The organism is Streptococcus sp. 9.1 (assembly GCF_016648815.1).
GTDB classification, from domain to species: Bacteria; Bacillota; Bacilli; order Lactobacillales; family Streptococcaceae; genus Streptococcus; species Streptococcus salivarius_E.
The window spans coordinates 15198-35254 of record NZ_JACLQS010000016.1 but is presented as its reverse complement, the minus strand read 5'-3'; the positions used below and the strand labels follow the sequence as shown (position 1 = coordinate 35254).

Below are 20057 nucleotides of genomic sequence, written 5' to 3'. Positions count from 1 at the left end.
CAAGATAGAGTTGATAATGCTATTATCAGCTTGACCTAAGACCTAAAACACGTTAAAATGGAGAGTGGCTGAAAGTTCTAATATCATGACATTTTTAGCCTTCCCTTTGAGATTGGTAATCATCGCTTCTGATACAGAAAAATGGCGGTCGCTGCGAGCCATGGACGAATCTGGTTACTTGCTACTCAAAGTTCACAATTAAAGACAAATAAGAATGACAAGTTCATTGAATGAAGGTGGTACCGCGGTTCACGTCGCCCTTCGTTTAGTGGTCTTGTCTTTTATTCTTTGGGTATTTTCTGAATGAAATGTATGACAATATTGGAGGTAGCGTATGAAAACCTATTTTGTCAAACAGAAGTTTCGATTGGGTGGCGAACGCTTTGATATCAAGGATGATCAAGGTAGAGTTGCCTATCAGGTTGAAGGATCCTTTTTCAAGATTCCAAAGACCTTTACAATTTTTGGTGAGGATGGTCGTGAGATTAGTCATATCACCAAGGAGCCGCTTAGTCTCTTGCCTAAGTTTACAGTAGACTTGCAGGATGGTTCGAGTTTTTACATTCGAAAAAAATTAACCCTTCTTCGTGATAAGTATGATGTCGATAATCTTGGCTTGCGAATAGAGGGTAATATTTGGGACTTGGATTTTCAACTACTTAATAGTCAAAATCAGGTAGTTGCTAGGATTCAAAAGGAGCTCTTCCATCTGACATCGACCTATACTGTTACTGTTTATGAAAATACTTACGCCGATTTGGCCATTTCCCTGTGTGTTGCTATTGACTATGTGGAAATGCTCGAGAATAGCTCAAAATAAGAAACATTTATTTAAGGAGAAACAATGAAACAACTTACTTCAGCACAAATTCGTCAAATGTGGCTTGATTTCTGGAAATCAAAAGGTCACGCTGTTGAACCATCAGCTAACTTGGTTCCAGTTAACGATCCAACCCTTCTTTGGATTAACTCAGGGGTTGCCACTTTGAAGAAATACTTTGATGGCTCTGTGATTCCTGAAAATCCACGTATCACCAACTCACAAAAGGCTATCCGTACCAACGATATCGAAAACGTTGGTAAGACAGCTCGTCACCACACAATGTTTGAAATGCTTGGTAACTTCTCAGTTGGTGACTACTTCCGTGATGAAGCCATCGAATGGGGTTATGAGCTTTTGACAAGCCCAGAGTGGTTTGATTTTCCAAAAGACAAACTTTACATGACTTACTATCCAGATGATAAAGATTCATACAACCGCTGGATTGCTTGTGGTGTTGAACCTAGTCATTTGATTCCAATTGAAGATAACTTCTGGGAAATCGGTGCTGGACCTTCAGGACCAGATACTGAAATCTTCTTTGACCGTGGAGAAGACTTTGACCCTGATAATATTGGTATCCGTTTGCTTGAAGAAGATATTGAAAACGACCGTTACATTGAAATTTGGAACATCGTTTTGTCACAATTTAACGCAGACCCAGCTGTCCCACGTTCAGAATACAAGGAACTTCCTAATAAAAACATTGATACGGGCGCAGGTCTTGAACGTCTTGTAGCCGTAATGCAAGGGGCTAAAACAAACTTTGAAACTGACCTTTTCATGCCTATCATTCGTGAAATCGAAAAAATGTCTGGCAAGACTTACGATCCTGATGGGGATAATATGAGCTTCAAGGTCATCGCTGACCACATTCGTTCATTGGCCTTTGCCATCGGTGATGGCGCTCTTCCAGGTAATGAAGGTCGTGGTTATGTCCTTCGTCGTCTTCTCCGTCGTGCTGTAATGCATGGTCGTCGTCTCGGTATTTCTGATGCTTTCTTGTACAAACTTGTTCCAACAGTTGGTAAAATCATGGAAAGCTATTACCCAGAAGTTCTTGAGAAGAAAGACTTTATCGAAAAAATCGTTAAACGTGAAGAAGAAACCTTTGCACGTACTATTGATGCAGGTTCGAGCATGCTTGATGAACTTCTTGCTAACCTTAAGAAATCTGGTAAAGATACGCTTGAAGGTAAAGACATCTTCAAACTTTACGATACTTACGGATTCCCAGTGGAATTGACAGAAGAATTGGCTGAAGACGAAGGCTTCAAGATTGACCATGAAGGTTTCAAAGCTGCCATGAAAGAACAACAAGACCGTGCGCGTGCTAGCGTCGTTAAAGGTGGTTCTATGGGTATGCAAAATGAAACCCTCGCTAATATTACTGAACCATCTGAGTTCTTGTATGAAGATGAAGCTGCAGAAAGTCGTTTGAGCGTTATCGTTGCTGATGATGCCCGTCATGATACTGTAAATTCTGGTCAAGCTCTCCTTGTCTTTGAACAAACACCATTCTACGCTGAAATGGGTGGACAAGTAGCTGACCACGGTACGATCTCAGATGCAGCTGGTACTGTCGTGGCACGTGTTGTTGATGTTCAACGTGCACCAAATGGTCAACCTCTTCATACCGTTGAGGTTGAAGGTGAACTTGTAGTCGGTGCTAACTATAAACTTGAAATTGACCATACACGTCGTCATCGTGTCATGAAGAACCACACAGCAACTCACCTCTTGCACGCTGCCCTTCATAATATTATCGGCAACCATGCGGTCCAAGCTGGTTCACTTAACGAACAAGAATTCTTGCGTTTCGACTTCACTCACTTTGAGGCTGTAACTCCAGAAGAATTGCGTGCTATCGAAGAACAAGTCAACGAAGAAATCTGGAAAGCTACTCCAGTAACAACGATTGAAACAGATATTGACACTGCTAAGTCAATGGGAGCTATGGCCCTCTTTGGTGAAAAATATGGTAAGAATGTACGTGTCGTTTCAATCGGTGATTACTCTGTTGAGCTTTGTGGTGGTACACACGTTGCCAACACTGCTGAAATCGGTATGTTCAAGATTGTCAAAGAAGAAGGTATCGGTTCAGGAACACGTCGTATCTTGGCAGTGACATCACGTGAAGCTTACCTTGCTTACCGTGAAGAAGAAGATGCCCTCAAAGCAATCGCAGCAACACTTAAAGCACCACAATTGAAAGAAGTGCCTAACAAGGTTGCTAGTCTTCAAGAGCAGTTGCATGCCCTTCAAAAAGAAAATGCTGCGCTTAAAGAAAAAGCAGCTGCAGCTGCAGCTGGTGACGTCTTCAAAGACGTTAAAGAAGCTAACGGTGTTCGTTACATTGCTAGCCAAGTGGAAGTTTCTGACGCTGGTGCCCTTCGTACCTTTGCAGACCAATGGAAACAAGCAGACTACTCTGATGTCCTTGTCCTTGCAGCTCACATTGGCGAAAAAGTTAATGTCCTCGTAGCAAGCAAGTCTAAAGACGTTCACGCAGGTAATGTTATCAAGGTTCTCGCACCAATCGTATCAGGTCGTGGTGGTGGTAAACCAGATATGGCCATGGCCGGTGGTAGCGATGCCAATGGTATCCAAGATCTTCTTTCAGCAGTAGCAGAACAGCTCTAAGATGTGATACAATGAAAGTAACTTGAAAAGGTAGGATGGAAATCCTATCTTTTTTCTTTGTAAGTGGTATTGAAAGTAATGATTATTTTCGTTTCAAAATTGAAATAGTGAATACTGGGTGGTATACTATTACAAATCATAAAAATTATAATAGTTTCAAGTAAAAGGGAGCTAGCGATGTTTGGACAAGACTTTGGTCATCGGTTAAGAGAATTGAGATTAGCACAAGGATTCACTAAAGAAAAATTTTGTGAAGGGGATGAGGTTTTATCAGTACGACAATTGACACGTATAGAAACAGGGAAGTCTCAACCTAAATTAGAGACCTTAGAGCACTTGGCAAGACGTCTGAATATATCTTTATCGGAATTGCTTGGAGAGAGGGCTATAGGTTCAAAGTTGCCGGTAGAATACCTCAATCTCAAATATCAATTGATGCATGCGACTAGTCTAGATAAGCCAAATAACCTAATGAAACTAGACGAAAAGCTGGGTAAAATTATTGATATTTATTATGATGATTTGCCAGCTGATGAACAGAGGGTTGTTGATATCTTACAGTCAAAACTTTACTCATATACTTCAAAGACACACCAAAAATTTGGCATGAGCATTTTGGAGAAGAGTTTATCATCATTATGTGAGAAAAGGGTATACACTATCAATGATCTACTACTTATAGAACTATATCAAATTTCGTTAGGAGATGGTGATAGTATGCGGTCAGATGGGTTTAGTGAAGGGACTTTTTATACCATTTGTAGAAATCTAATAAATAGTTATGATAATATTCCCACGGAGTATTTATTTTTACTTAGGGATGCCTTATTAATGGTTCCAATAGTTGAATATGAACGAAAAAAGTTTCATTTATCGGAAGTAGCATTCAATCAACTGCATCACATTATGGAGGAAACTCAAGATTATCAGAAAAAACCAATTTTGAGAATGCTAGAGGGACAATATCTATATGTTGTAAAGAATGATATTTTTGAGGCTAAAAAGGCCTATCAAGAAGGGATAATCTTGGCTAGATTATTAGGAGATACCTCTTTAGCAGATATCATATCAGAGAAAATGAGAGATGCCATGAAAGAATAGAGCAGGACATACGTGTCCTGTTCTTTTTTTCTAATATGCAGTATATTATATCCATAAGAAGAACTAAAGAATATAACTTATTTCATCGAGATTTTTGAAAATGACACAGTCTAAAATAGAGTATTAAGGAGAATTATTATGAAACCTGCTACAAAACGTTTCACAACTTTAACTGCACTTGCTTTGACTTCCGTTCTATTACTTGGTGCATGTGGTAATAACAAGAAGGAAGCTACATTAACATCGAGCTCTAGTAAGGTTAGTCAGAAAGTGAAATCGACAAAACCATCTTCAAAAGAAAAAACTAAGAAGTCTGAGCAAAAGACAAAATCTTCTAGTTCAGAAGAGGTCTCAAAAGCAACCTCTGGAGAAACGGCTTCACAACCATCAGCCGGAAATGTTTCTGGATCTACTCAACAAGAAGTTGCTCCAACAAATCCTAGTGAAGAAACAGCTGAAGTAAATCAAGGAACTACGACAGAACAACCAGCTGCTTCGGCGGAACAAACACCAGCTACCACAGTAGTTGATGCTACGGCAATGGCTAATGGTGATTTCTCTAGTGTTGCTGGTACTTATCAAAATGACTTAGGGGACACAATTACAGTATCCCCATCCGGTAGTGTAACCCGTGTTGGTGCTGAAAGTGGTTATAGTGATACAAGTAGTCAGCTATTTAATGGTTTTGCTCAAGATGGCGGTTATGTAGCAGGTTTTGCTCATAATGATGGACCAACCAGTGACCCAATTTTCTTTGATAGTAACGGACAGATTCGTTTCGGTTCTGATGCGATATATGGTCGGATGCATGTTTACAATAAATTAGATTAATGGTATTGTCTCTCAGTACTTAAGAAAAGGAAATCACAAGTAGTAGAAGGAGCACACTTTAAAAATGTCTCAAAAAGAACAAGGAGAAGTAAGAAGTACTAGTGGTACCTTAAAGGGTATCTATCACTATTTGAATTCTCCCAGTCCTCATTTGTTTCCGTTTGTCTTTATTAGTAACGTAACAGATAGCTTTCAGATGTTTCGCGTGTGTAAGAATGGTGAGCCAATTGCCTTTCCTGTACTTCTACCAAATCAGTATAAAATTGTTTACATTAAGGACTTTCAAAATGTTAGCTCCTGTGATGAGATTACAGTGACTGAACATTTAGAAGAATACATTTATGATGAATCAGACTTAGACTAGATTGATACCTATAGTCAAATCAACTCAGAATGAATTAATTAATCTATTCAGATTTGCTTAATGTGTCAAGGAATTAGATGTAGCAAAAGCCCTCAGGTAGTTCTTGGGGTTTTTCTTAATTATAGTTATTTGAAAGAATTAGATATCAATTTTCTACAAAATAAAGTTTAGTAACAATATTGAAATAATTGTAAAAAATATTTCAAAGGGGTATAATAGAAATGTGAAAACGGTTCCAAGTTTTATCAAACAGCCTAGAAAGTGAGAGTGATCAAAATGAGAAAGGCATATGTTGTTAAGGAACGTCAACGTTACTCAATTCGTAAATATTCTTTTGGAGCTGCATCAGTCTTGATTGGTGCGAGCTTGATGCTTGGTGGACATGCTTTGGCTCAGGAACAAGCCAACAGCACAAGTACCAGCAAGGACTATGAAGTTTTTGTAAATAATTCTGAACCACTTCAAATCGACCAGGCAACTTCAGAAGCTGTTACCGATGTCCTCAATCAACCAGCTTCAAGATCTGAAGCGCCAAGACCTAAGCTTGCTAGCAGTGAGGTTGCCTCTTCTGAAGCTAATAGTGTAGTGGCTAGCGAGGCTGCTTCTTTGGAAGTACCGGCAGAGGTTGCTCATTCTGCATCTGCTGTTGCTACTGTTTCTAGATCAGAAGTGGCTAGCCCACGTTCTGAAGTGTCATCAGTAGCTAGCTCTGAAGTAGCAAGTGAGACTAACCGTTCAGCAACTTCAGAAGTAGCAGAAGCTAGAGTTACTGACCGTGAAGCTGTGGATACTCCTCAACCTGGTGTGGATGGTCCAGTGACTGCTGATGGTTCTCTTGATATTCCATCAAACGGTACCTATTATTTCCGTCGCACAACTGAAATTCGTACAGCTCCAGTCATGGATATCAAACCTACTTTCGTCTTTAGTGCAGGTGACCATGTTATCTACGACAAGGTCTTGAAGAGAGACAATCACCAATGGATTTCTTACATTGGTTACGACTATGAACGCTACTACGCTGATATCGCAGCTTTAAAGACTGAAAATACTAGTAGCAACACTGAAGCGACTAGAGATGAAACCATCCCTGAACGTGGTACTTATTACTTCACTAAACCTGCAGATGTGAAGAACCAACCTAGCTTGACTGCCAAGACTGAGTTCAATTTTGATCCAGGGATGTCAGTCAACTACGATAGATCTTTGCTTGCTGACAACCACCGTTGGATTTCTTATACTTCGTACAGTGGTACTCGTCGTTATGTCGACCTAGGTGCTGTTGCAGAGGTTGTAGCTAAACCAAGAGGCGACATTTCTATTGAAAGCCATGATAATGGCGACTTTAGTGTGGTTATCAGTAATGTTTCAGATCAAAACGGTGTCCTTGGGGTATCTGTTCCAATCTGGTCTGAAAAGAATGGTCAAGATGACATCATCTGGTACAATGCGACTCGTCTTAACAACGGTAACTACAAGGTTAACGTCAGTCTAACTGACCACAAGAATGAACGTGGCCTCTACAATGTTCATCTTTACTATGTTGAAACTAATGGTAAATTAGTTGGTGTGGGTGGCACAACTTACACAGTTCCTGCCAAGGTTGAAGAAACTCATACAACTACTAGCTATAGCCTTCCTGATGCAGGAACTTACACCTTCAAAGAACGTTCTAGCATTAAGGCAGAACCTCGTGTGGCAAGTCCAGAGTTGGCCTACTACGATGCTGGCATGTCAGTCAACTACGACAAGATTGTCAGTGGTGATGGTTACCAATGGCTTTCTTACCTCAGCTACAATGGCAACCGCCGTTATGTAGCCGTGGCAAAACTCGCTCAACAAGAAAGCAAACCAAGCGGTACTATCAATATTGAGAACCTCTCTAACCTCGGTTTTGACGTTCATATCACTAATGTTTCTGGTGGTGACAAGGCTATCCAAGGTGTGAGTGTTCCAGTATGGACAGCTAAGGACGGCCAAGATGATCTTGTATGGCACCAAGCCGACAGACAAAGTGATGGTAGCTACAAGGTTCGCATCAATGTTAGTGACCATAAGGCTGAAGCGGGCGAATATATTGTCCATCTCTACTATGTTCAAGACGGTAAGATGGTAGGTATCGGAGGCACTAGCACAACTGTTCCAGTTCAAAATGCAACCCGCCATAATCTTCCAGCTTCAGGTTCATATACCTTTACTACTCGTACTGGAATTAAGACTCAACCTTTGGTAGCCAACCCTGATGTTAGCTACTATGATTCAGGTATGTCAGTTAACTATGACAAGGTTGTCAATAATGACGGCTATACATGGCTTTCTTACCTTAGCTATTCAGGACATCGTTTCTATGTGGCTATCGCACCAACAAGTGTGACTAAACCTGTAGAACAACCAGTTCAACCAAGTACACCATCATCTGGAACCTACACTTTCAAAGAACGCTCTAGCATTAAAGCAGAACCAAGTGTGGCAAGTCCAGAGTTGGCCTACTATGATGCTGGTATGTCCGTTAACTATGACAGATTGGTGACTGCAGATGGTCATACCTGGCTCTCTTATGTCAGCCATGGAGGCAACCTCCGATACGTTGCTATTGATGCTAAGGCAACAGCAGTTGCTCAACCAGCAAGCCCAAGCTTAGCGGCAACTGGCACCTATACCTTTACCAAACCTAGCTCTATCAAGGCTCAACCAAGCGTTGCAAGCCCAGAGTTAGCCTACTATGATAAAGGCATGTCCGTTCGCTATGACAAGGTCATAACAGCCGATGGCCACACCTGGTTGTCTTATGTAACCTATAGTGGTGCAAGACGCTATGTGGATATTTCTTAAGATTGGTAACATCACTCTCTTTTGAGGGTGGTGTTTTTTTGGTGAATGAAGCAAAAAAATGTTACAAACTATTGTTTTTTTGTAATAAAAATGTAAAATAGGTAAAGAGAACAAAAAATCTCATTTTAAATAAATAAGAGAGGTTCATTTATTAAAGAAATGCTCTAACTTAGAATTTCTCTTAAGATTATGCTAAAGGAAGTTATGCCATGCTTAACATCTATGTTTTAGAGGATCATTTTATCCAACAAAATCGTATTGAAGAGGTTATTCATACGATTCTTAAGAAAAATAACATTAAAGTGGGCGACTTTGAGGTTTTTGACAAACCCAACCAACTGTTAGAGTCTATTACCGAGCGAGGGTCTCATCAGCTCTTTTTCTTGGACATTCAAATTAAAGACGATACTAAAAAAGGTTTGGAAGTGGCTAAGCAGATTCGCAAGAATGATCCCTATGCCAATATTGTTTTCTTCACGACCCATTCAGAGTATCTTCCCTTAACTTTTCAATACCAACTGGCAGCTCTAGATTTTATTGATAAGTCTTTGGAGGGTGAGGACTTTCAAAAGCGTGTGGAAAGTATTATCTTATTAACCTGCAAAAAGATACAGAGTCAGAATCCAGAAGACGCTTTTCGGATTGAGAATGCTAAGACCGTTATTCAGGTTCCCTTTCATGATATCTTGTACTTTGAGACGTCAGATATTGTTCATAAGGTTATCCTTTATACTAAAGAGGAGCAGATTGAGTTTTATGGCAGTCTCTCTCAAATTGAAAAGAGTGACCCTAGACTGTTTAAATGCCACAAATCTTTCCTTATCAATCCAGAAAATATCATCAAATTAGATAAAAGTACGGGGACAGTCTATTTTGAAAATGGTGGCGTTTGCTATGTTTCAAAGTTGAAACTAAAGAAATTGCTTGAGAGAATCAGCCTATGACAGCAATCAATTTTTTGTTGGATAATCTAGATTTTTTAGCGGAGATTATCCTCTTTATTCTCATTTATCAATACATTACCTCCGAGAAGATAAAGCTAAGATGGTATATCATCATCCCCTTGATTATCCGATTTTTGTTTGTGCTCTCTCCAACGCTATCCTATGTTTTAGGGCATGCCTTCTTGGTTGTTTATTCCCTCTACAGAAATCGTTATGGCAATAGGTTATTAGATATTTTCTATGGCTTGTTTCCAATCATCATAGAAAGTCTTGTTCACAATCTTATTATTTATGGGATTGCCTTGGTCATCAATCGTCATTATCTGATTGTACTTAACCATTTTCATTTAAACCTTGTCATTGAGTTGCTAGTCTTTCCTGTGTTTTGGTTAATCATTAAGACCTTAAAAGTGGATTTCAAAGCATTGAACTATGGTTTTCGAAAGTCATTTTCAAAGTACTTTTTATTACTTATAGATATATCAATGTTATCTTATGCCCTCCTTCTCCAATATATTACCTTTTTTGTGCAACAGAGCCCTAGAGGAAGAGATTGGCATGTTTATCTCGTGGTGACCTATGCTTTACTCTTTCTTGCGACCCTTGTTTATATCAATGCGACCTTCAGTGAGAGACTAAAAGAAGAAGTCCTACTCCAAAAAGATAGGCAAATGAGTGATTTGGCTCATTATAGTCAACAAATCGAGCAACTCTATACGGATCTTCGTCGCTTCAGGCACGATTACCTAAATGTCTTGTCTAGTATCAAATATGGCATTGACTCCAAGGATATGGCTATTATTTCCGATATCTACGATAACATTCTTGAAAAAACAAAGACTCGGATTGAGGGGAAACAGTACGAAATTGCCAACTTGATTAATATTAAAGATGAAGCTGTTAAAGGTGTCCTGGCTAGTAAAATTTTGGAAGCACAGGGACAGTCTATTACCATTCACCTTGAGGTCAGTGATATCTTTGAAGTATCGAGGATGGAATTGTTGGATTTCATAACAGTGTTGTCTATTTTTTTGGATAATGCTATTGAAGCTAGTCTGGATAGCAGTGCTAAAGAAGTAAACATTGCTCTTATCAGTGGAGAGACAAAGGTAGTAATAGTGGAGAATACCATTGCTCAAGAATCTATCAATACAGTCGGTATCTTTAAACTTGGTCGCTCAAGTAAAGGAGAGGGCCGCGGTATAGGTCTGTCCACTGTTCGAGAGATTTTAGGGAAGTACCCTAATTGTTCTTTGTCAACACAATCTAAAGACTATCGTTTTAAACAGACACTAAAAATAGAAGATGTGGTTTGATAGAACCACATCTTTTGTTATGTGACTTTAAGTCCGTTTCGCTCCGAAGGTGCGAAACAAATAAACCACCCGCATAGTGATATGCCCCCTGTCAAGTAGACAGGTTAAATATCTAAAAAAGTGTCTGTTTTTGAAGGTCAGTCGTACAAAATAAATGTACGGCTGTTTTTTTATGCAGACCACTTATACTTGTACTTTTCAATTTTGTTATTCTTAGCGATTGGGTATGACAAAGGATGTTCTGATGATAAGGCAACGTTTCTTACTTCTAGAGGCGTTTTACAGTCATACCTACTTTGTGGACGCTCTTGACAGTAAAATCGGATATAGTCTTTGATGGCATATCGGAGGGAGGCCTCATCTGAAATCTCATATATCTGATACATTTCCGATTTTATAATTCCCCAAAAACCTTCTATTGGTCCGTTATCAATACAATGGCCTACTCTTGACATGGATTGAATCACATCAGTATCTTTCAGCTTTTTTTGAAAGTTCTTATTGGTATATTGAAACCCTCTATCGCTGTGAAATATAGGCTTCGCAGTAGGATTTTTTTCAATGGCTTTGTCAAATGTTTTGAAGACTAGCCGATTGTCATTTCGACCACTTATGACAAAAGCAATAGGATAGCGGTCATATAAATCAAGTATGGCACTAAGATAAAGTTTCTTATGAGAGTTAGGAATCTTAAACTCTGTAACATCTGTTACCCATTTTTTATTCGGAGCAGTCGTATAGAAGTTCCTTGATAACTTATTTTCTGCAGTTTCTTCAGGCTTGGCAGTCTTGTATTTTTTCCTTTTCTTACGGATAAAAGCGTGAATATCGAGTATTTTCATAATTCGGTGAATTCTCTTTCTTGAGTAATTCGTATGATTGAAAAGATTGATCCAATCGGTCATTCTTCGGTATCCCAAGATATGTGAAAAACGTTCGTCATATTCTTTAATTAATTCCGCAATTTCGCTGTTTAATTGTTCTTGTTCTGGAACTATTCTATGTTTCCATTTATAAAATGCAGACCTCGTAGTGCCGAGCTGATGACACATCCAGCTAATGCTCCACCCTTTATTTGTGTTGAAGTCTTCAATCGCTAAGTATTTTGATTCGTGGCGCTGTTTGCCTAGCCTCACATCCTTCCGAATTCTTTCACTTTTTTTAAGAGTTCAACAGCCATATCCTTTTCTTCTAACTGACGTTTTAAGCGCACATTTTCTCTTCGTAAACGCTCTAATTCATCAACCTCATCATCTATTTTGTGATGACCCCTTTTGTCAACTAAACCTTCTTCACCATCACTATCATACTTCTTTACCCACGAGTATACTTGGCTATAAGAAACATCATAAAGCACCGCCGTTTCCTTATAATTGCGATTGTGTTCAATACAATAATTGACAATCTCTTTGCGCTCATCAATAGTAGTTTTACGTCTTGCTTTTGCCATATAGACCCCCTGTTTTGGATTGTAATCCTTAAGTTCTATATTGGCATTATACATCCTAATCCACTTTCTTAAAAGCCCTGAAGAAATATCATACTGATGACCTAAATCAATAGATGAAGCCTCACCACTAATACATTTTTCTACAAGTTCCATTTTAAATTCTTTTGAATAGGAACTGTTTTTTGTTTTCTTTGTGAATCCTAAAATCCCATATTTTTTATAGATGGCAGCCCAATCTTGAATCGTCCTTGTGAAAATATGGAGACAGTTACATATTTCAGATCTGGAACGATTACCATTAATATAATCGAGACAAGCTTGTTCTTTCTCGTATGGGGTGAATCTTTCTCTTCTAGACATAAAAATACCTCTTAAGTAGATTTTAGGTATTTACCTTGTCTACTTAAGAGGTATCATATCACTATGCGGGTGCGCATCGAAGGTTATACCGTCATAACAAAAACACTCCAAACGAGTTACAATATAGGTGTTCAAGCCAATTGTAAAACGAAAGGAGTTAAGACTATGGCGCAAAAAGCTCACAGTTTATCACATACAAAATGGATGTGTAAGTACCACATTGTATTTACACCTAAGTATAGACGAAAAATAATCTATAATCAATATAGGAGTAGTCTGGGAGAGATTTTTCATAGACTATGCCAATATAAAGGCGTTGAAATAATAGAAGGCCACTTAATGCCAGATCATGTTCACATGCTAGTAAGTATACCACCACGAATGAGTGTAGCTAGTTTTATGGGATATTTAAAAGGTAAAAGTGCCTTAATGATGTTTGATAAACACGCCAATTTAAAATATAAATTTGGGAACAGACATTTTGGGGCAGAAGGATATTATGTAAGTACGGTAGGACTAAATGAAGCCACAATTAAGAAATATATCCAGGAACAAGAGAAGCATGATATCGCTTTGGACAAATTGAGCGTTAAAGAATATGAAAATCCCTTTAGGGATAATGGTAAGTAATGCGAATGCCTCTTTGAGAGGCTTGTGACGAGTCAAAAGCAATAAGGCTTGAACAAAGTGAAAGCCAGCGTCTTTAGGCGCTGGCTGGTATTATGGGCTTATAGCCCTTGATCAAACCACCCGTTAGACGGGTGGTTACGATTGTCCTTTGAAAACAAGTACCTGATCCTATATTTGTTTATTAAAAAAATATATATCCAGAATACTTGCAAAATTTCCAAAACACTGACTTTCTAATCTAAGTAAAAGAAATATTTATATTTTGTGTGAATAAATATAATAAATTTGTAATAGTGACAATTTTTAGACTTTTTACGATTTATAACAATTTGACAGTCATAGTCGTGCTATACTCTTTTGCATAGGAGAGAGTTATGAAAAAGACTAGGAGATATTATTATGAAATTTAGTTTTTACCATGTTGCTCAACGTTTCTCAATTCGTAAGTATTCTTTTGGTGCTGCTTCTGTGCTTTTAGGGGTTTTCCTACTTTCTGGTGTACAGACTGCTCATGCTGATGAGCAAGTGGCTGTTTCTGAATCAACTACAAGTATTACTAGTGATAATGGAGTTGCATCAGATAAAGCAACTTCTTCAAATGCTGAGATTGTTCTTTCTGAAGCTACTGTTTCAGTTCCAAAGGAAAGTTTGGCACCTGCTGAAGTACCCTCAAGTGCTGTGACTCCAGAAAAGACAAGTGAAAGTTCTCAGCATATTGAAACAGTTACTACGAATGAAACTCACAAAGTTGAAAATACTACTGAAGCTATATCAACAGTAGAAGAAAAGGTTAACGTAGCGACAAATACTGATAAGTCATCTGATAAAAAAATTACTACTCCAAATATTTCAAATGAGGTAAATAAAAAAATTGAGTTGGAGGTACGTGAAGATAAGGAGACTGAAAAAGTTACTGTAACAGAGAAAATTTCTGATCCAAAAGTTCCTGAAATTAAAACAGATAATAAACCATCAACACCAAGTACTGGTTATTCGAGATTATTTAGTGTTGGAAATATTAGACGACCTTTGTCTAATATTTCTAGAATCGGTGATGATTATCCAGTAGCATGGCGTAATAATCCAGGGGAATGGGATAGCTGGGGTTATGCAACTGCTTATTGTACTTCCTTTGTTGCTAATAGACTCTATCAAGTTAATAAATTGGATACACCTAGAGGTTTAGGTCATGCTAGACAATGGGGTGGAAATGCAAGAAGTATGGGATATAGAGTTGATAATATTCCTACTAGAGGCTCTGTAGCATATTTGGACGATGGTCTTTATGGTCACGTTGCTTGGGTGTCAGCCGTCAAAGGCGATAATGTAGAAATCGAGGAGTATAACTATGGGTCAACCTATCAGTTCCGTTATCATAGTCGTGTGGTTCCCAAAAATTCATTCACTGGTTACATCCACTTTAAAGATTTAAAAAGTAGTAATACAAGTATCCCTGATACTCCAACACCAACAGATAATACAGGAAGTAATTTAGCTTCTTCAGGATCTTATCAATTTACAGAGAGAGTAAGCATTAAAGCTGAACCAAAAATGTCTGCTCCAGAACTAGCCTATTATGAAGCAGGAAATACTGTCAATTATGATAAAACACTCCAAGCAGATGGTTATGTCTGGATTTCTTATCTATCATATGCAGGAAACCGTCGCTATATTCCAGTACAAAAGCTTTCAACTGAGGTAAAACCAGAGGTTAAAGGAATCATTAACGTTACAAATAAGAATGACCAATCAGGTACCTTTGATGTTGTTATCTCGAATATTTCAAGTAATGTTGGACTAAAAGAAGTTCAAGTTCCAATTTGGTCAGCAAAAAATGGACAAGATGACTTGAAATGGTATAAAGCTGTTAAACAATCTGATGGTACCTATAAGACTTCTGTAAAAATTAGTGATCATAAGAATGACAGAGGAGAATATCTAATCCATCTCTATTATGTTATTGATAGTGGTAAACAAATTGGTGTAGGTGGAACAACGACAACTGTAGAAAGTGTTTCAACTACATCTAATCCTTCTAAACCATCAATTCCTAATAGTGGTGTTTATACTTTTAAAGGCCATGCAAGTATCAAAGCAGAACCAAAGATTTCTGCACCTGAGTTGGCTTATTATGATGCTGGAAATACAGTAAATTATGATAGCCTTATTCAGGCAGATGGTCATTATTGGATTTCTTACTTATCATATTCAGGTGCACGTCGCTATATTGCTATTAACTAAGACATAGAGGACACCCTATTATAGAAGATGGCAGGAAATATTTCTATATTTTTTATGTAACAGTATTGAAATATAGAAATAAAAATGTTATATTTACAACGTAAAAAATTTATTAAAAGGAACATAAAATATGAAAACTACAAGTAAGCTTATTGGTTCAGTCTTGGCTCTCATTATTGTTATTCTTGCCATCTTCCTGGTGACTAAGTTTAACAGCCATGAATCTGCACGTGTTAGTACAAGTAGCAGCCAAACTAAAATTGTTAAGAAATCATCTTCAAGCTCAAGTAAATCTACTAAGAACGATAAGAAAAATTCAAATCCGCATGTAAAAAATGAAGACACAAAAGATGAAACAGTTGAGGTTAGTGAGTCTTCTGTTGCCAAAGATTCTGCAACTAAAGATACTAATGAAACGGTCTTATCTTCAGGAAGTGTTTCTGAGACTACAAAAGAAAAAACAGGAGAAGAAACACAAACATCATCATTAAATGGGAAGCAACTAAGTTCAGGTGATTATAGTTCAATCGCTGGTACTTGGACAAACTCTCGAGGAGAATTTGTCACAATTTCCCCAGATGGCACAGTACAAAATGGGAGTGGTTATACTTATCATCTCTATTCTGGACATTTAAATAATGGAAATTTTTCAGGAACAATTGCTTCTGATATTGATAGCGCAGCTTTTTGGGCTATTCCTGGAACTGGTAATGGCGATTCAGATCATCTTGTTATTGGTCAAAGTGATGATGCAGAAAATTATCCATTTTATCGTAATTAACATGAAAAAAGATTGCTAGTTAAATAGCAATCTTTTTATATTTTTTTCACTTTTCCCTAATAAAATTACGAATAAATAAGTATGGTTTGCTTCGGCTTTCGATTATGACGAAAATCGGACAGTTTATGATTTAAGTGGGAACAAATCAAATAAATTTGGTATACTAATGGACAAGTGAGAAATATTTAGTAATATTCTGTAAAATACTTGTAATATTTGTCACCGAGTGTTACAATCAACCTGTAACATCAATTCGATAGAGAGAATAATTGATATGAAACGAGAAAAATTTTTACACGAACAACAACGTTATTCCATTCGTAAATATTCATTTGGGGCAGCATCAGTTCTTTTAGGAGCTAGTTTGGTCTTTGCGGGTCAAGCTTTGGCTGATGAGCATCATGAGGTTTCAACACCTTCAAATGCTTCTTTGTTTGCTACCTCAGATAGTGATGCAGTGACCGCAGCTGATATTTTCAGTGGTGTAGCAACAGATAGGGCGGCATCAAGTGAGAAAGCTAGCCAAGTCTCAACAACTAGCCAAACCGCTAGTGAAACTGCTACTAGCGAGGCTAGAAGTGAAGTGAGTGCTAGTACCTCACAAGCAGCAGATAAAACTTCTGAATCAACAACTGCTAGCTCAGAAGCGACAAGGAACACAAATTCTTCATCTGAAACAGCCACTAACCTTGATGTATCTGCCTTAACGAGAGTAGCTGTCAACACTAGTTTGGTGAGCCAACCAGCTACAATTACAGACAGCGACCTTCCAAGTCAAGGAACTTATGTCTACAAGGAACGTACAGAGATTAAGAATCAACCTAAGGTGTCTGCCAAGGCTGAATTTTATGTAAATCCAGGAGACAGCGTTCTTTACGATCAAGTCGTGACAGCTGACGGCTACCAATGGATTAGCTACAAATCATACTCTGGCGTGCGTCGTTATGCGCCAGTGAAACCAGTGGCAGCTGGTAGTGGTAACGGTAATAGTGGTAATGGGGATGGTAAGCCTTCTAATGGCACTCAAGCCACAACAGGTGCTTTGAACATCCCAGCGACAGGGACTTTCTACTTTACACGTGACACAGATATTAAGAAAGAACCAAAAGCAGACCTCAAACCTACTTTTGTTTTCAGTAAGGGTGACCATGTTATCTATGACAAAGTTTTGACTGCGGATAATCATCAATGGATTTCTTACCTTGGGTATGACTATGTTCGCTATTATGCAGATATTGCGACTTTGACACCTGCCAAAGCTGAAACACCAACTGTTAAACCAACAGAGACTAATCAAGCAAAACCAGAAACTACTGGTGCTGAAAAGCTTCCAGCAAGTGGTACTTATAATGTGACACGTAGCTTGAATGTTAAAAATGAACCTAAGGCTTCTGCAGAAACACTTTATACCTTGGAAAAAGGCTACAAAGTGAACTATGACAAGGTCTTGACTGCGGATAACCATCAATGGATTTCTTACATCAGTTACAGTGGTACACGTCGTTATGTGGATATTGCGACCTTGAAAGCTACTGAGTCTAAACCACAAGAAAACCGTGTTTCTGGTAACCTTACCATCAACAACCAAACCTCTAATGGCTTTGATGTTGTCGTAACCAATGTTTCAGGTGGTGGCAAAGAAGTTAAAGAAGTCCGTGTTCCAATCTGGTCAGATAAAGATGGTCAAGATGACCTCACTTGGTATCATGCTGATAAACAATCAGACGGTAGCTATAAGGTTCATGTAGACACAGCTAGCCATAAGAGTGATGCTGGTACCTATTCTGTGCATCTTTACTATATGTTAGATGGTAAACGAACTTATATTACCGAAACTACAGCCACAGTCCCTGAATCTCAAGTAGCAGGGGAATTGACGATCACCAACCAAACGTCTAATGGCTTTGATGTTGTCGTAACCAATGTTTCAGGTGGTGGCAAAGAAGTTAAAGAAGTCCGTGTCCCAATCTGGTCAGATAAGAATGGTCAAGACGATCTTACTTGGTATCATGCCGACAAACAATCAGACGGTAGCTATAAGGTTCATGTAGATACAGCTAGCCATAAGGGTGATACGGGTACTTATTCTGTGCATCTTTACTATATGTTGGATGGTAAGCGAACTTATATTACCGAAACTACAGCCACAGTCCCTGAATCTCAAGTAACAGGAAAATTGACGAATACCAATCAAACCTCTAATGGCTTTGATGTTGTCGTAACTAATGTTTCAGGTGGTGGCAAGGCAGTCCAAGAAGTTCGTGTTCCAATTTGGTCAGATAAAGATGGTCAAGATGACCTCACTTGGTATCATGCTGATAAACAATCAGACGGTAGCTACAAGGTTCATGTAGATAAAGCCAGTCACAAGGGCGATGCTGGTACCTATTCTGTGCATCTTTACTACATGTTGGATGGTAAGCGAACTTATATTACCGAAACTACAGCTACAGTCCCTGAATCTCAAGTAACAGGAAAATTGACGATTACCAACCAAACCTCTAATGGCTTTGATGTTGTCGTTACCAATGTTTCAGGTGGTGGCAAAGAAGTTAAAGAAGTCCGTGTCCCAATCTGGTCAGATAAGAATGGTCAAGACGATCTCACTTGGTATCATGCTGATAAACAATCAGACGGTAGCTATAAGGTTCATGTAGATACAGCCAGCCACAAAGGCGATGCTGGAACCTATTCTGTGCATCTTTACTATATGTTGAATGGTAAGAGAACCTATATCACAGAAACCAAAGCCACAGTGCCTCAAGCCACTGAATCTCAAGTAACAGGGAAATTGACAAATAACGGTTCTTACTACAGTGTTCGTGGTAAATACGATGATATTATCATTGTCAATAAGAAGCATGGTCTTTCTAAGGACTATAACCCAGGTGAAAATCCTACAGCTAAGGCAGCTTTTGTTCGCCTTCGTGATGATATGATTAATCAAGGGTTGAATGTTGGACGTTCATACAGTGGTTTCCGTTCTTACGATTATCAAAAAACTCTTTACGACAACTACGTAAGCCGTGATGGTCAAGCAGCTGCGGACCGTTACTCAGCTCGTCCTGGGTTCAGCGAACACCAAACTGGTTTGGTCTTTGACTTGACTGATAAATCAGGTAACTTGCTTGAGGATGCACGAGCTAGTCAATGGCTTAAAGACAATGCACATAACTATGGTTTTATCGTGCGTTTCCAAGCAGGTAAAGAAGCTTCAACCGGCTACATGCCAGAAGCATGGCATATCCGCTATGTGGGTAAAGAAGCTAAAGACATCCACGATTCAGGATTGAGCTTGGAAGAGTACTTTGGTATCGAAGGTGGCGATTATGCTACTAGCAGCAAACCTGCTGAAAGCAAACCAGCCACTACAGGTGCCATCAACCTTCCAGCGACAGGAACTTATACCTTCACAGGTCGTGCGTCAATCAAGGCAGAAGCTAAGGTTTCAAGCCCAGAGTTGGCCTACTATGACAAGGGAATGAGTGTTAACTATGACAAGGTTTTGACAGCCGATGGTCATCAATGGCTTTCATACATGACAGCAAGCGGTGCTCGTCGTTACGTTGATATTGCAGCAGCCAAGGCAGAGTCTAAGCCAGCAAGTCAACCAGAAGTTAAACCGGTTGCTAAACCAGCGGACCAACCAAGTCTTCCAGAATCAGGCACTTATACCTTCACAGGTCGTGCGTCAATCAAGGCAGAAGCTAAGGTTTCAAGCCCAGAGTTGGCCTACTATGACAA

General features: G+C 38.8%; 15 protein-coding genes. 13 read left to right on the top strand and 2 right to left on the bottom strand.

All coding sequences use genetic code 11. The annotated features are described in order from the left end of the window. The first annotated feature begins 64 nt into the window (after nt 1-64). The 9 genes from H7T93_RS08790 to H7T93_RS08750 all read left to right on the top strand — a co-directional run bounded on the left by H7T93_RS08790 (nt 65) and on the right by H7T93_RS08750 (nt 10851). Nucleotides 65-202: a hypothetical protein gene (locus H7T93_RS08790; protein WP_153300621.1), complete on the top strand. Its 138-nt coding sequence runs from the start codon at nt 65-67 to the stop codon at nt 200-202. 132 nt (nt 203-334) lie between these two features. Next, on the top strand, nt 335-820 hold the full coding sequence (locus tag H7T93_RS08785; protein WP_064520603.1) for an LURP-one-related/scramblase family protein: 486 nt from the start codon (nt 335-337) through the stop codon (nt 818-820). Between the two features lie 24 nt (nt 821-844). After that, the gene (gene alaS / locus H7T93_RS08780) at nt 845-3463 is read left to right on the top strand and encodes an alanine--tRNA ligase (RefSeq protein ID WP_164376525.1); all 2619 of its coding nucleotides are present in this window, start codon (nt 845-847) and stop codon (nt 3461-3463) included. Nucleotides 3464-3640: 177 nt separating this feature from the next. After that, nucleotides 3641-4564 (top strand): helix-turn-helix domain-containing protein, encoded by a 924-nt coding sequence (locus tag H7T93_RS08775; protein ID WP_201041835.1) that lies wholly within the window; start codon nt 3641-3643, stop codon nt 4562-4564. A 138-nt stretch (nt 4565-4702) separates the two neighbouring features. Next, a complete protein-coding gene (locus H7T93_RS08770; RefSeq protein ID WP_048676274.1) occupies nt 4703-5395 on the top strand; it encodes a DUF6287 domain-containing protein in 693 nt (230 codons plus the stop codon). 64 nt (nt 5396-5459) lie between these two features. Then, the gene (locus tag H7T93_RS08765; protein WP_175057430.1) at nt 5460-5759 is read left to right on the top strand and encodes a hypothetical protein; all 300 of its coding nucleotides are present in this window, start codon (nt 5460-5462) and stop codon (nt 5757-5759) included. A 276-nt stretch (nt 5760-6035) separates the two neighbouring features. Next, complete coding sequence (locus H7T93_RS08760) at nt 6036-8591, top strand: SH3 domain-containing protein (protein ID WP_175057431.1); 2556 nt, start codon at nt 6036-6038, stop codon at nt 8589-8591. Between the two features lie 209 nt (nt 8592-8800). Then, nucleotides 8801-9535, top strand: a complete 735-nt coding sequence (locus H7T93_RS08755; RefSeq protein WP_048676267.1) for a response regulator transcription factor — start codon at nt 8801-8803, stop codon at nt 9533-9535. Next, a complete protein-coding gene (locus H7T93_RS08750; protein WP_155212854.1) occupies nt 9532-10851 on the top strand; it encodes a sensor histidine kinase in 1320 nt (439 codons plus the stop codon). The genes H7T93_RS08755 and H7T93_RS08750 overlap by 4 nt, the downstream gene beginning before the upstream one ends. A 170-nt stretch (nt 10852-11021) precedes the next feature. On the opposite strand, the gene H7T93_RS08745 is transcribed toward H7T93_RS08750, so the two are convergent. Both H7T93_RS08745 and H7T93_RS08740 read right to left on the bottom strand, forming a co-directional pair. Continuing rightward, nucleotides 11022-11987 (bottom strand): IS3 family transposase, encoded by a 966-nt coding sequence (locus tag H7T93_RS08745; protein WP_201041833.1) that lies wholly within the window; start codon nt 11985-11987, stop codon nt 11022-11024. Further along, entirely contained in the window at nt 11984-12661 is a 678-nt protein-coding gene (locus H7T93_RS08740; RefSeq protein WP_201041831.1) for a helix-turn-helix domain-containing protein, read from the bottom strand. Before H7T93_RS08740 ends, H7T93_RS08745 begins: the two co-directional genes overlap by 4 nt. Before the next feature lie 165 nt (nt 12662-12826). Here H7T93_RS08740 and tnpA point away from each other — a divergent pair, with 165 nt between their 5' ends. The 4 genes from tnpA to ldcB form a co-directional block, all read left to right on the top strand. Continuing rightward, entirely contained in the window at nt 12827-13291 is a 465-nt protein-coding gene (gene tnpA, locus H7T93_RS08735) for an IS200/IS605 family transposase (RefSeq protein WP_201041829.1), read from the top strand. Between the two features lie 399 nt (nt 13292-13690). Continuing rightward, a complete protein-coding gene (locus H7T93_RS08730) occupies nt 13691-15532 on the top strand; it encodes an SH3 domain-containing protein (RefSeq protein WP_073687383.1) in 1842 nt (613 codons plus the stop codon). Between the two features lie 130 nt (nt 15533-15662). Continuing rightward, nucleotides 15663-16313, top strand: coding sequence for a DUF6287 domain-containing protein (locus tag H7T93_RS08725; RefSeq protein ID WP_073687384.1), 651 nt, complete (start codon nt 15663-15665; stop codon nt 16311-16313). A 274-nt stretch (nt 16314-16587) separates the two neighbouring features. Then, on the top strand, nt 16588-20057 hold a 3470-nt coding region (gene ldcB / locus H7T93_RS08720; protein ID WP_201041828.1), incomplete at its 3' end, for an LD-carboxypeptidase LdcB/DacB.